A 14,542-nucleotide genomic window follows, 5' to 3' on the forward strand; every position below is an offset into this window, starting at 1 on the left:
CAGGGCGGACCCGGTGGTCGATACCCACCGGGTCCGCGAGCCGGGCCCGCACGGGGGATGAGGCCCGGGTGGAGCAGCTCTCGGGGTGCGACCGACTGGCCGGGACAACGTTGTCCAGTGGTCTAAACATCACTCTATCGCCCCAATGGACAACACCGTCAACCCGGTTGGCGCGCGCGTCGGCGCAGGGGCACGCGCCCCCCGTGGTACCGCTGGCGCCATGCGTGTCCGCCCTACGTCCCTGCTGCTCGCCGCCGCCCTGGCCCTCGGCACCCCCACACCGGCACCGGCAGCGCCCGTGGGTGTCCCGCTGGTCCAGGACCCCACCCCGTACGTCGACCCGCTGATCGGCACCAGCAACGGCGGCGACGTCTTCCCGGGCGCGGTCGTCCCCTTCGGCATGCTTTCCTGGAGCCCCGAGAACACCCGGGGCGACGCCACCCGCACCGCGGCCCCCGGCGGCTACCACTACGACGCCACCCGCGTCCGGGGCTTCAGCCTCACCCACATGTCCGGCACGGGCTGCGCGGGCGGCAGCGGCGACATCCCCTTCTTCCCGTACGCCGGTGAGGTCACGTCCTCCCCGGCGAGCGACACCCGGGACGCGGTGTACGCCGCCGACTTCAGCCACGCCGACGAGACGGCCGAACCGGGCCACTACCGGGTGGGCCTGGCGTCCGGGGTGACGGCCGACCTCACGGCAACCGCCCGCACCGGCTCCGCCCGCTTCACCTACCCGGCGGACAGACCGGCCTCGATGCTGATCCGCACCGCCAACTCCGAGGTGGGCTCCACGGATTCGACGGTCACGATCGACCCCGCCACCCGCACGGTCTCGGGCTCGGTCACCTCCGGCAACTTCTGCGGCCACCTCGACCCGGAGGGCCGACGCCCGTACTACACCCTCCACTTCACGGCCCGCTTCGACCGCGCCTTCAGGTCGACGGGCACCTGGCAGGACGACCGCCTGAGCCCGGGCACGACGTCCACGTCCGGCGGCACGGGCGGCTTCACCGCCGACAACGGCCGTCCGGTGGCGGGCAAAGGGGCGGGCGGATACGTCGAGTTCGAGCCCGGCGCCGGTCCGGTGGGCGTCAAGGTCGGTATCTCGTACGTCAGTCGGGCGGGCGCCGAGGCCAACCTGGCCGCCGAGAACCCGCCGACCCGGACCTTCACGTCGGTGAGGTCGGCGGCCCAACTCGCCTGGCGGGAAAGGCTGGCCGCGATCAGGGTCGGCGGCGGCACGGAAGCGGACCGCACCACTTTCTACACGGCCCTCTACCACTCCCTCCTCCACCCGAACGTCATCAGCGACGCCGACCGCCGCTACCGGGGCGCCGACGACCGGGTCCACACGGTCCGGCCGGGCCACGACCACCAGTACGGCACCTTCTCCGGCTGGGACGTCTACCGCTCCCAGGTCCAGCTGCTCACCCTCCTGAACCCCGACACCGGCTCGGACATCGCCCAGTCCCTGTACGAACTCGCCCGCCAGAACGGCGGCTTGTGGGACCGCTGGCTGCACGGCGCGAGCGGCACCCACGTCATGAACGGCGACCCGTCGCCCGCCACCCTCGCCGGTATCCGGGCCTTCGGCGGCACCCGCTTCGACCTGCGCGGCGCGCTGCCCTCGCTGACCCGGGCAGCGACGGTGCCGACACCGCGAGACCTGTCCCCGGCGGGCAGACCGGTCCTGGCGGTGGGCCAACGCCCCTCCCTGGACAAGTACTTGGCCCACCACTACATGCCGTCGGTGTCCAACGCCTGGGCAGGCGCGGCGGAAACCCTGGAGATGTCGGGCGCGGACTTCGCCCTGTCCCAACTGGCCTCAGCGGCAGGGCAGAAGAGGACAGCGGCCGAGTTCATGGGCCGCGCCCAGTGGTGGCAGAACAACTTCGACATCGCGGCCCACGCCACCGGCGGCTACATCGCCGACCGCAGGGCGGACGGCAGTTGGGCCCCCGGCTTCACCCCGGCCACCGGCAGGGGCTTCGTCGAGGGTACGGCGGCCCAGTACACCTGGATGGTCCCGCACAACCCGGCGGGCCTGTTCGCGGCGATGGGCGGCCCCGCCGAGGCACGTGACCGCCTGGACGCCTTCTTCCACCGCGCCGACGGCGGCTGGGCCCTCACCGGCAGCGGCGGCGAGAAGTCCGAGCTGGACAACGAGCCCTCGGTCAACGTCCCCTACCTGTACGCCTACGCGGGCGCCCCGCACAAAACGCAGGAGACGGTCCGCGCGGCGATGACGACCCTCTGGTCGACCCGCCCCGGCGGCATCCCCGGCAACGACGACCTGGGCGCGATGTCCTCCTGGTACGTCTTCGCCGCCCTCGGCATGTACCCCCAGGTGCCGTCCCGGGCCGAACTGGTCCTGGCCTCACCCCTGTTCCCGAGGATCGAGATCAGCCGCCCGTACGGCAACGACATCTCGATCCGGGCGGAGGGAGCGGCGGCGGAGTCCCCGTACGTCGTCTCCCTGCGGGTCAACGGCCGTGCGAGCAGCCGCCCTTGGCTCCCGGCGTCCTTCGTCCGGCACGGCGGCACCCTGGACTACACCCTGGCCGCCACCCCGCACCCCACCTGGGGCTCGGCCCCGTCCGACGCCCCGCCGTCCTTCCGCTCGGGCGAGCAGCCGTACCAGATCGGCGTGGGCCCGACGGCAGCGACGCTCGCACCGGGAGGCGGCGCGGCGGTGGACATCCGCGCACTGTCCCTGACGGGCGAGGGCGACACGGCCCCGGAGGTGCGCTTCGAGGTGGAGACACCGCCGGGGGTGACGGCAACGCCCGCCGCAGGGAGGGTGGTCGACGGCCGCCGCCAGGTCACGCTGACCGCGTCACCGGACGCCACCCAGGGCTTCCACGAGGCGAGGATCAAGGTCACCTCGACGGACAACACGGCGTACGAGCAGCCGATCGCCCTCACGGTGGCCGCCCCGGGCTCCCTCCTCGCCGCCTACAACAACACGGGCACCTCCGACGACACCGGCGACCACACCGAGGCCGACTACGACGGCGGCGGCTGGAGCTACTCCCGCCAGGCCCTGGCAGCGGAGGGCCTGACCCCGGGAACCCGGGGGACCCTCCCGACCGGCCTGACCTTCACCTGGCCGACCTCACCGCCGGGCCGCCCGGACAACGCGTCGGCGTCGGCCCAGACGATCCAACTGGCCTCCCCGGCAACCCGGTTGTCGTTCATCGGCAGCGGAGTCTTCGGCAACCAGCAGACGACGGCGACGGTCACGTACACCGACGGCACCACGGACACGACCGACCTCGCCCTCACCGACTGGACCGTCGGCGGCGGCACGGGGACGGTCCAGTACGGCAACGAGGTCGTGGCCAGGGCGGCGTACCGGAACGTCTCGGGAGCTGGCCGCGACCCGGTCCCGACGTACGTCTTCGCGACCCGGCCGTTCACGGCTCCGGTGGGCCGGAGCATCGCGAGCGTACGTCTCCCGGCCAATGCCGACGTGCATGTTTTCACCCTCGCCGTCGGCTGACACCATCGATGGATGGGGCAACGACCGAACCTCCCCGCGGAGTTCAGGTCCGAGGCACGCATCGCCTTCGCGTTCCTCGTCGAGACCGAGGGCTTCGCCGAGCCGGAGGACCACGACCTCGGGCTGACGTACTGCCGCGTCGACCTGGAAGTGCGCCTCTGCTGCCATCTGAGACGGCCTGAGCACTGCGTGTGGACGCGCCTGAGCCCGATCGCGCCGGACGGCACCCGAGGGTGGGGTGCGTACCTGGACGACCTCTACACAGCCGCCGGCTGCGGCCCGCCCCAGGATGTCCCCAGCACGGTCCACAACCGCCGCTCCCTGCTCAAGCGCGTCCACCAACACGCGGAGGCCCTGCGCCGATTACTGCCCCGCCTCCCCGCCCACTTCCCCGAGCGCTGACCGGAGAAGCGGGCCCGGGAGGATCGGCTCAGCCCAGCAACTCCACCTCCGCCAAAGCCGACTCCCGGTCCAGCACCAGCCGATACCGCGCGTACGAGCCCGCGAACGCCACCGAGAACGCCCGGGTCTGCCGGTCCCACCTGAACTGCTCACCCGAACGCCGGTCCAACGTCCGCCAGTTGGCGCCGTCCGACGACCCCTGCAGCACCCACCCCGTCGGAGCCGCAGCCCGGTCCGCCGACGTCAGCGTGTACTGAACGGCCTTCGTGGCACCGGCGACCGGCAGGTTCACGGACGACGTCACCGTCGCGTTCGTCGCCGACGTGTCGTCGAACAACGCACCCCCGCCCACCACCACGTCCGCCCGAGGCGCGGGCACCTCGTCGTCCTGGGTGATCGACACCGGGGCCGCCTCCTTGGACGTACCCCATGCCGAAGGCTCCGGGCCCATGTCGAACTCCAGGGTCCCACCCGCCGAGACGATCGAGTGGGGGAGCGAAGTCGACGTCCAGGACTGCCCGTTGACCTTCAAGCCCTGTACATACACGTTTCGCGCGCTGTTCTCCGGAGCCTTGATCACCAGGTCCCGTCCGTTCTCCAGATGGACGGTCGCCTTCGTGAACAACGGTGAACCGATGGCGTATTCGCCGCTGCCCATGACCAACGGGTAGAAGCCCAGCGCCGAGAACAGATACCAGGCCGACTGCTCCCCGTTGTCCTCGTCGCCGTGGTAGCCCTGGCCGATCTCGCTGCCCGTGTAGAGCCGGGAGAGCACCTCGCGGACGTTCTTCTGCGTCTTCCAGGGCTGCCCTGCCGCGTCGTACATGTAATTCACGTGGTGGGCCACCTGGTTGGAGTGGCCGTACATGCCCATCCGGACGTCCCGCGCCTCCGTCATCTCGTGGATGACCCCGCCGTACGAGCCCACGAACTCCGGTGCCGCCGTCTCAGGCGTCGCGAAGTACTCGTCGAGCTTGTCCGCCAGGCCCGCCCGGCCGCCGTACAGGTTGGCCAGACCCCGGCTGTCCTGCGGGGCCGTGAAGGCGTAGCCCCAGCCGTTGGTCTCCGTGTAGTCGTGGCCCCAGACGCGCGGGTCGTACGCCGACGACTCGACCCGCCAGTCGCCCTGCGCGTTCCGGCCCTGGAAGAAACCGGCCCGCCGGTCGAACAACCGCACATAGTCCTGGGCCCGGTTGAGGAAGTACTCGGACTCCTCCTTGTACCGTTTCACGCCCGTCTCCCGGTACAGCTCCTGACCCATCCGCGCGATGCCGTAGTCGTTGAGGTAGCCCTCCAGCGCCCACGACAGGCCCTCACGCGTCTCGGTGCTCGTGTAGCCGAGGAACGGCGAGGTCGCCATGCCCTTGCGGCCCACGCCCGACGAGGGGGGTACCACGGTCGCGTTCTTCACGGCCGCGTCGTACGCCGACTTCGCGTCGAACCCGACCCCCTTCACATAGGCGTCGGCGAACGCCACGTCCGACGACGTACCCGTCATCAGGTCGGCGTACCCGGGGGAGGACCACCGCGAGGTCCAGCCGCCGTCCTTGTACTGCTGCACGAACCCGTCGACCATCTCGCCCGCTTGACGGGGCGTCAGGAACGAGTAGGCCGGCCAGGTCGTCCGATACGTGTCCCAGAAGCCGTTGTTGACGTACACCTTGCCGTCCACGATCTTCGCCCCGGTGTGCGTCGGGGTGTCGGGACCCGGCATCGGGGAGAACGGCGACGCGTACTGGAACTTCGAACCGACCTTCTCGAAGCCGGAGTTGGGGTACAGATACAGCCGGTACAGGCTGGAGTACAGCGTCGTCAGCTGGTCCGCCGTCGCCCCCTCCACCTCGACCTTCCCGAGCAGCCCGTCCCACTGCCGCTGCGCACCTGCCCGTACCGCCTCGAAGGACGTGCCCTCCGGAATCTCCTGCCGCAGATTGGCCTTCGCCTGGTCGACGCTGATCAGCGAGGTGGCGATCCGCAGCGTCACCGTCCCGTCCGACGCCGGCCTGAACCGGAGATATCCCTTCACCCCACTCGACGAGCCCTCCGTGACCACCGCCTCCTCGCCGAACTCCCCGTACACGAACAGCCGGGTCGCCCCCGTCGACAGCCCCGACTTCACGTCCGAGTAGCCGGTGAAGGTGCCGCTGTCCGGGTCCAGGGTCAGGCCCGCCTGGTCGGTGACGTTGTCGAAGAGGACGCTCGCGTCGGCGCCGGGGTAGGTGAAGCGCAGGACCGCCGCGTGGTCGGTCGGGGTCATCTCCGCCCTGACGCCGTTCTCGAACCGCACCCCGTAGTAGTAGGGCCGCGCGGTCTCGTTCTCGTGCCGGAAGGCCAGCGCCCGTGCCGTACGCCCGGTGTCCGGGGTGCCCGCCGAGACCGACGGCATCACCTGGAAGGTCTGCCGGTCGCCCATCCAGGGGCTCGGCTCATGACTCGCGCTGAACGCCTGGATCGTCGGCAGGTTGTCGGTGTTGTTGGCCCGCGCGTAGTCGTACAGCCAGCTCAGCGAGCCCGCGTTGGTCACCGGCGTCCAGAAGTTGAAGCCGTGCGGCACGGCCGTCGCCGGGAAGTTGTTGCCCCGTGAGAAGCCGCCGCTGGAGTTGGTGCCCCGGGTCGTCACGGCGTAGTCGGACAGGTGTTCCCGAGGAGGCTCGGGGGCGACCGTCCGCAGCGCCACGTCGTCGATCCAGCCCCGGAACTTCGCCGGACCGGACGGCGAGTCGTACGCCACCAGCACCCGGTCGACCGTCCGCCCCTCCGCCACCGCGCCGATCCGCGAGGCGACATGGTTCCACTGGTTGACGTACAACACCTTGGCCGCGCCCTGCCCACGAGGCGTCAGCGCGAAGCCGTGCTGGTCCACCGCCGGCAGTTCACTCAGCAGCGTGCCGTCCGTGAAGGCGAGGTCCACCGACACGTTCGTGGCGTCGTAGTCGCGATCGCCGTCCGCCATCGACGGGAACACCCGGTACGACAGCTCGGTGTCCCGGCCGACGGTCACATCCACGTCGAACACCTTGTTGTACGAGTACGCCCGCCCGTCGGCCTGATGCGTACCCGCGTACCGCAGCGCCCGTTTGCCCGTGAAACCGGCCCGCGCCTTCGCCGTCGGGGAGCCGTTCGGGCCCCGGTCGACCAGCGACAGCATGTCCCGGGGTACGGGGTCGGCGCCGCCGCCCGTCGAGAACTGGACATCGGCGAGCTGCGTGATGGCGCCGCCGTTGTTGCGCCCGATGTCGAGCCGGAAGTGCTGGTAGGAGGCGGGCTCGGCAAGGTCGTACGACCTGGTTTGGAAGCGCTCCGCGAAAGACTGGCCCGAGCGGGTGTCGAGGGTCGTCCAGCCCGTCGTGCCGTCCACCGAGCCCTGGAGCGTCCAGTCGGCCGGGTCGCGCTCGGCGTGGTCGTTGGCCGAGGTCAGCGCGTAGGTGACGACCCTGACCGGCTCGGCCAGGTCGAACTCCGCCCAGCCCGTCGGCGCGAACGTCAGCCACTTCGTGCCCGGCTCGCCGTCGACGAGGTTCTCCTTCACCTCGCCCCCGGCGGTGTTCTCCGCGCTCGCCCGGACGTCCGTCACCCGGTCGGTCACATTGCCCGGGATGCCGCTGCTGTAGCCGCCGTCGACCCCCGAGGCCCGCCTCGCGCCGTCCGGCCCGGTGTCGACGGTGTTCAGCCAGTCCGGCGCCGGTTCACCCGCCTCGAACGAGGAGGCGAACTCCCGGTCGGCGGCCCGTGCGGCGGCGGGCAGTGCGGTCGCCGCACCCTGTCCGCCGATCACCAGTGCGAACACTGCCGCGATGGCCGAAATTGATCTGAACTCCCATCCGTACCGAGCCCTGTGCCGAACTCCATACCGCATGCGAGAGCACCCTCCCTGCCACCTGGACAACGTTGTCACCTTGGCCGCGCAGGAACCAGTAGGGAGTCAAGTGGTCAGTGGTGTCAAGGGCGTTGGGTGTGGCATTCGGGCCCAATATCGCGAATTTCCCGCTCAAAGGGATGCGCGCGCTCCGCATATTTCCGCGAGGTCTCAACTCGGAAAAGACCCGCGGCCAACCCTGCATTCGATCTTGCCCCTTTGACGGGAAGTGGACTATACCTGTCGGCGTCCACGTACCGTTCGACCGGTGGACGACAGGTGCGGGAGAGCCGGAAGGGTGGTTTGACGTGCTGAACGCGCGGCCCGCCGGGTATTCCCTCTGATCAAGGCACATCACGGACTAAGTACTTCCTGCACGACGTACTTCCTGCACGACCCAGTACGACCCGACCGCGGTGCCGGGAGGTTCCGGTTCACCGCCTGAGTCCTGGAGAAGGCGAGGACTTGAGCATGGGATCCACCTCCGACGAGAGCCGCACCCCCGAGAGCACCACCCGTACCTCCCGCACCACCCCCGTGAACGGCGTGGGCCGCCGCGACCTCATCAAGCGCTCCGCAGCGCTCGGCCTGGTCTCCGTCCCCGCGATGGGCTTCCTGTCCGCCTGTGCGAGCAGCGGCGGCGGGGGCGACGAGGACAAGGCCGCCGCGGGCAAGAAGACCGCGAAGAACCCCCTGGCGGTCAACGACACCGCCCAGATGGAGTTCGTGCTGTTCGACGGCGGTTTCGGCAAGGAGTACGCCGAGGACGCGGTCAAGATCTACGAGCAGAACTTCCCGAAGGCCAAGGTCAAGTTCTCGGCCACCCAGAAGATCCAGTCCACGCTCCAGCCCCGCTTCAACCAGGGCACCCCGCCGGACCTGATCGACAACTCCGGCGCCGAGCAGATGGACATGGGCGTCCTGGCCGGCAAGAACCAGCTCGCCGACCTCACCCCGCTCCTCGACGCCCCGTCCTACGACGACCCGGCCAAGAAGGTCCGCGACACGCTGCGGCCGGGCATCGTCGAGATGGGCCAGCTCGACGGCGACCCGGTGTGGATCATGTACTACGCCTACACGGTGTACGGCGTCTGGTACTCCCAGAAGGCCCTGGACTCGCTCGACGCCACGTACCCCGAGACGTGGGACGAGATGCTCGCGGTGTGCGAGAAGGCCAAGAAAAAGGGCATCGCCGGCTGGACCTACGCGGGCAAGTACCCGTACTACCTGCCCTTCTCGCTCTACGCGATGATCGGCAAGGTCGGCGGCGTCGAGGTCCTGAACGCGATCGACAACCTGGAGCCGAACGCCTGGAAGGCCCCGGCCGTCAAGGCCTGTTTCGAGGCGTACTACGAGCTGTACAAGAAGGGCTACATCCTCAAGGGCACGCCCGGTCTGGACCACATCCAGTCGCAGACCGCGTGGGCCAAGGGCAAGGCGCTCTTCATCCCCAACGGCTCCTGGGTGGAGAACGAGTCGGCGAACGTCATCCCCGCCGACTTCGATCTCGCCGTCTCCGCGCCGACCGGCATCGACAGCTCCGACAAGCTGCCGTTCGGCACGATCTGGGCCTCCGGCGGCGAGCCGTTCATCGTCCCCGCCAAGGCGAAGAACACGGCGGGCGGCATGGAGCAGCTGCGCATCATGCTCAGTGAGGCGTCCTCGAAGAACTTCACCAGCAAGGTGAAGTCGCTGACCGCGTACAACGGCGGCACCGACGGCATCACCCTCACCCCGGGCCTCAAGTCCGGTGTGGCGGCGCTGGAGAAAGCAGGCGACAACGTAGTCAACCCGCGGCTCCAGGACTGGTACGTACAGCTCCAGAAGGAGCAGATCGGGGTCTCGGGGCTCGGCGAGATGATGGCGGGGCGGCTCACCCCGGCCGAGGCCATCAAGAAGATCCAGGCCTACGCCGACGCGACCGCGAGCGACGACTCGATCAAGCACTACAAGCACCAGTGACCGGCAGCCGATGATCTGTCACCAGTGGCGGCACCCGCGCACGGAACGGGGTCTGTGGTAATGCAGCACGGCAAGTACCGCTTCATCGTGGGATTCCTGGCGGTCCCTCTGGGGCTGTACGTACTGTTCGTCGTCTGGCCGTTCATCCAGTCCATCTATTACTCGTTCACGGACTGGACCGGACTGAGCCCGGAATTCAAGATGGTCGGCCTCGACAACTACAAGAGGATGCTCGACGACGAGATCTTCTGGAAGTCGTTGCAGCACAGCCTGCTGTTCGCGTTGGTGCTGCCGCTGGTGACGATCAGTCTGGCGCTGTTCTTCGCCTTCATGATCAATGTGGGCGGGAAACGGCGCCGGGGCGGCCCGGTGATTTCCGGGGTCCGCGGTTCCTCGTTCTACAAAATCGTCTACTTCTTCCCGCAGGTGCTGTCGATCGCGATCGTCGCGCTGCTGTTCGCCTTCGCGTACAACCCGGAGAGCGGTTCGATCAACTCGCTGCTGCGCGGTATCGGGCTCGACAGCGTCCAGCCGCTGTGGCTGGGCGACCCGGACCTCGCCCTGTGGTGCGTGATGGCGGTACTGGTCTGGTCGACGGTCGGCTTCTTCGTGGTGCTGTTCTCCGCGGGCATGGCGTCCATCCCGGCCGACCTGTACGAGGCCGCGCTGCTCGACGGTGCGGGCCGGGCCACCACGTTCTTCCGGATCACCCTGCCGCTGCTGTGGGACACCGTGCAGTCCGGCTGGGTCTACATGGGCATCCTCGCGCTGGGCGCCGAGTCGTTCGCGGTCGTCCAGATCATGACGACCGGGCCCGGCGGACCGGACTACTCGACGACCGTCATGGTCCTGTACGTCTACCAGAAGGCCTTCCGCGACGGTCAGGCCGCCTACGCAACCACCATCGGGGTCGCCCTCCTCGTCGTCACGCTGGCCTTCGCGGCCGTCGTGATGCGGCTGGGCCGGCGCGAGCGGCTGGAGTACTGACACCTATGAAGACGACCGACAGCACACCGTCGGACACGGTTCCCCCGCAGGCCGGAGGCCCCGTGCGCAAGGCGGACACACCCGCGGGGGGCGAGGGGGAGAAGCGCGAGGGCAGGGTCCTCAACGTCTTCTCGCACGGCATCCTCGTCCTCTGGGCGATCATGGTCGTGATGCCGCTGCTGTGGGCGGTGATGACGTCCTTCAAGGACGACAACGCGATCTTCAGCTCGCCCTGGGCCCTGCCGGACAAGCTGCACTTCGACAACTGGGCGCGGGCCTGGACCGACGCCAACATGAGCGACTACTTCCTCAACACCATCCTGGTGGTGGGCGGTTCGCTCGTCGGCACCCTGGTGCTGGGCTCGATGGCCGCCTATGTCCTGGCCCGCTTCGACTTCCCGGGCAACCGGTTCATCTACTACCTGTTCATCGGCGGCATGAGCTTCCCGATCATGCTGGCCCTGGTCCCGCTGTTCTACGTCGTGGACAACATGGGGCTGCTGAACACGATCCACGGGCTGATCCTGGTCTACATCGCCTACTCGCTGCCGTTCACGGTCTTCTTCCTGACCGCGTTCTTCCGGACCCTGCCGTCCTCGGTGGCGGAGGCGGCCTTCGTGGACGGCGCCTCGCACTCCCGGACCTTCTTCCAGATCATGCTGCCGATGGCCAAACCCGGCCTGATCAGCGTCGGCATCTTCAACTTCCTCGGCCAGTGGAACCAGTACATGCTGCCGACGGTGCTCAACACCGACCCCGACAAGCGGGTCCTCACCCAGGGCCTGGTGCAGCTGGCCGCCAGCCAGGGCTACAAGGGCGACTGGTCGGGACTCTTCGCCGGCCTGGTCATGGCGATGCTGCCGGTGCTGGCCGCGTACATCGTCTTCCAGCGTCAGGTGGTGGCCGGACTCACGGCGGGCGCGCTGAAATGACCGGACCCGGGTAACCCGGACGGCGTAACCGGAACCGTCCGTTCAGCCGCCGTACGCGCGCGTGCACACCGCAAACCGTGCACGCGCGCCGCTATGTGTACAAGACCCCGGATGCAGTTCAACCTCTTGACGGGAGGCGACCCTAACGGCTCAGCTTAGAGTTCACTAGTTGGACATAGACGGGGCCTCATCGAAGCGGTCCCGCGCGCAGGAGGTCGTCGTGGAGACTCCGGGGTCGCAGTCGTCGCTGCACCGAGCCAACCTCGAACGGGTCGTACGGGCCGTACGCCTCGCCGGGTCGCTCACGCAGGCCGAGATCGCCCGGACCACCGGTCTGTCCGCGGCCACGGTGTCCAACATCGTGCGCGAGCTGAAGGACGGCGGAACCGTCGAGGTCACGCCCACGTCGGCGGGTGGCCGAAGAGCCCGGGCGGTCTCGCTGAGCGGCGACGCCGGCATCGTGATCGGCATCGACTTCGGGCACACGCATCTGCGGGTCGCGATCGGCAACCTGGCCCACCAGGTGCTGGCCGAGGAGTCCGAGCCGCTGGACGTGGACGCCTCCGCCGCGCAGGGCTTCGACCGGGCGGAAGAGCTGGTCAGTCGCCTGATCGCAGCAACGGGGGTCGACCGTTCCAAGATCGCCGGTGTGGGCGTGGGCGTACCGGGCCCGATCGACGTGGAGTCGGGCACCCTGGGCTCCAGCGCCATCCTGCCCGGCTGGATCGGCACCAGACCCGGCGAGGAGCTGCGCGGGCGCCTGGGCGTACCGGTGCACGTGGACAACGACGCCAACCTCGGCGCCCTCGGTGAGCTGGTCTGGGGCAGCGGCCGGGGGGTGCGCGACCTGGCGTACATCAAGGTCGCGAGCGGGGTCGGCGCCGGGCTGGTGATCAGCGGCAAGATCTACCGCGGCCCGGGTGGCACAGCGGGAGAAATCGGGCATATTACTCTTGATGAATCCGGCCCCGTCTGCCGTTGCGGAAACCGGGGCTGCCTGGAGACCTTCGCGGCGGCGCGCTATGTGCTTCCGCTCCTCCAGTCCAGCCACGGAACCGACCTGACCATGGAAGGTGTCGTGCGGCTGGCGCGGGACGGAGACCCGGGCTGCCGTCGCGTGATCGCCGACGTCGGCCGCCACATCGGCAGTGGAGTCGCCAATCTCTGCAATCTGCTGAACCCGAGCAGGGTGGTCCTCGGTGGTGATCTCGCCGAGGCCGGTGAGCTGGTGCTCGGTCCCATCAGAGAGTCGGTCGGCCGCTATGCGATCCCCAGTGCGGCACGTCAACTGTCCGTTCTTCCAGGGGCACTTGGAGGCCGTGCGGAGGTGCTCGGAGCACTCGCCCTCGCGCTGAGCGAGATGGGTGATTCGACCCTTTTGGACGGCACGCTGAACGCAGCGACTCCTGCCTTCACCTAGAGAACGAACAAAGCCGTTGCCAACCCGTTAAGGATTTACTTCTTGACGTCGCACGTGTGGCCGAGTTGACTTCCAGCCACCTCGGCCGCAGCGTTGCGGCCCTGTCAGGGAGGCACCACCAAAAATGAACGCGATGATGCGTAGAGTCGTGATCGGTACCACTGCGGTTTCCATGGCTCTCGCCGTGGCCGCCTGTGGGAAGGCCGGTGACGACAAGGACGACAGCGGGAGCACCAGCAGCTCGGGCGGCGGCGACAAGACCATCGGTCTGCTGCTCCCCGACAGCGTGACCGCTCGGTACGAGAAGTTCGACAAGCCCTTCTTCGAGGCCAAGGTCAAGGAGCTGTGCTCCGACTGCAAGGTCGAGTACGCGAACGCCGCCGGCGACGCGGCCAAGCAGGCCCAGCAGGTCAGCACCATGATCACCAAGGGTGTCAAGGTGATCGTGGTCAGCGCCCAGGACTCCGCCGCCATCAAGTCCTCCATCCAGACGGCGGTCGACAAGGGCATCAAGGTCGTCGCGTACGACCGTCTGGCCCAGGGCCCGGTCTCCGCGTACGTCTCCTTCGACAACGTCAAGGTCGGCCAGCTCCAGGGTGAGGCCCTGCTCGCCTCCCTCGGCGCCAAGGCGACCCCGAAGGCCAAGGTCGTCATGATCAACGGTGACGACGCCGACCCGAACGCCGGTCAGTTCAAGAAGGGCGCGCACGAAGCCCTCGACGGCAAGGTCGACATCGCCTACGAGCAGTCCGGCCTGTGGAAGGACACCGTCGCCGCCGAGAAGATGTCGGCCGCCATCACGCAGCTCGGCGCCAAGAACATCGCGGGCGTCTACGCCGCGAACGACGGCATGGCCGGTGGCATCGCCAACACCCTCAAGGGCGCCGGCATCAGCGGTATCCCGCTGACCGGCCAGGACGCGGAACTGGCGGGCATCCAGCGCATCGTCGCCGGCACCCAGTCCAGCACCGTCTACAAGGCCTTCAAGCCGGAGGCCGACGCCGCCGCCCAGATCGCGGTGAACCTGCTGGACGGCAAGAGCATCGACTCGCTCGCCACCGAGACGCTCACCAGCGGCTCCGGCGACAAGGTCCCCTCGCAGCTGCTGACCCCGGTGTCGGTCACCAAGGCCAACATCGCGGACACGGTCGTGAAGGACAAGCTCTACACGATCGCCGAGATCTGCACCGGCGAGTTCGCCGCCGCCTGCAAGACCGCGGGCCTGCAGTAGGCATCCCAGGACCGCCGGCACCGGGTGGGCGCCCCCAGGGCACCCACCCGGAGACGGCCGCCCGGCGGTCCCGCGAGACCTGTCCGACGCCCGATCCGGCCTTCATACCCCGCTGCCGGATCGGGCGTCGGACGGAACCGTTGCCATCGGCAGCGGATTCGCGCATGTTCATCTTGTAAACCAGTGCATTGCGCACATCCCTCCGCGCCTTACCCCAAGCGCGGCATCCCCGCCGGTCAGGCGGCGA

Annotated in this window: 8 protein-coding genes; 7 read left to right on the forward strand and 1 reads right to left on the reverse strand. The window is 68.9% G+C overall.

Annotated elements, in window-relative coordinates:
• Window positions 1–220 precede the first annotated feature (220 nt).
• Entirely contained in the window at window positions 221–3,505 is a 3,285-nt protein-coding gene (locus tag CW359_RS05890; RefSeq protein WP_105968682.1) for a GH92 family glycosyl hydrolase, read from the forward strand.
• 12 nt (window positions 3,506–3,517) lie between these two features.
• The gene (locus tag CW359_RS05895) at window positions 3,518–3,907 is read left to right on the forward strand and encodes a hypothetical protein (RefSeq protein ID WP_105968683.1); all 390 of its coding nucleotides are present in this window, start codon (window positions 3,518–3,520) and stop codon (window positions 3,905–3,907) included.
• Window positions 3,908–3,935: 28 nt separating this feature from the next.
• Here the strand turns inward: CW359_RS05895 and CW359_RS05900 are convergent, their stop codons facing one another.
• Entirely contained in the window at window positions 3,936–7,763 is a 3,828-nt protein-coding gene (locus CW359_RS05900; RefSeq protein ID WP_105968684.1) for a GH92 family glycosyl hydrolase, read from the reverse strand.
• Window positions 7,764–8,234: 471 nt separating this feature from the next.
• Between CW359_RS05900 and ngcE the strand changes: the two genes are divergently transcribed.
• From ngcE to CW359_RS05925, 5 genes are all read left to right on the forward strand, one after another.
• Entirely contained in the window at window positions 8,235–9,725 is a 1,491-nt protein-coding gene (ngcE, locus tag CW359_RS05905) for an N-acetylglucosamine/diacetylchitobiose ABC transporter substrate-binding protein (RefSeq protein ID WP_232838243.1), read from the forward strand.
• A 60-nt stretch (window positions 9,726–9,785) separates the two neighbouring features.
• Window positions 9,786–10,712: a carbohydrate ABC transporter permease gene (locus CW359_RS05910; RefSeq protein ID WP_105968685.1), complete on the forward strand. Its 927-nt coding sequence runs from the start codon at window positions 9,786–9,788 to the stop codon at window positions 10,710–10,712.
• A gap of 5 nt (window positions 10,713–10,717) precedes the next feature.
• Complete coding sequence (locus tag CW359_RS05915) at window positions 10,718–11,644, forward strand: carbohydrate ABC transporter permease (protein WP_105968686.1); 927 nt, start codon at window positions 10,718–10,720, stop codon at window positions 11,642–11,644.
• 220 nt (window positions 11,645–11,864) lie between these two features.
• Window positions 11,865–13,064 (forward strand): ROK family transcriptional regulator, encoded by a 1,200-nt coding sequence (locus tag CW359_RS05920; RefSeq protein ID WP_105968687.1) that lies wholly within the window; start codon window positions 11,865–11,867, stop codon window positions 13,062–13,064.
• A 124-nt stretch (window positions 13,065–13,188) separates the two neighbouring features.
• Entirely contained in the window at window positions 13,189–14,295 is a 1,107-nt protein-coding gene (locus CW359_RS05925) for a sugar ABC transporter substrate-binding protein (RefSeq protein ID WP_198655105.1), read from the forward strand.
• The last annotated feature ends 247 nt before the right edge of the window (window positions 14,296–14,542 follow it).

The organism is Streptomyces geranii, from assembly GCF_002954775.1.
GTDB classification, from domain to species: Bacteria; Actinomycetota; Actinomycetes; order Streptomycetales; family Streptomycetaceae; genus Streptomyces; species Streptomyces geranii.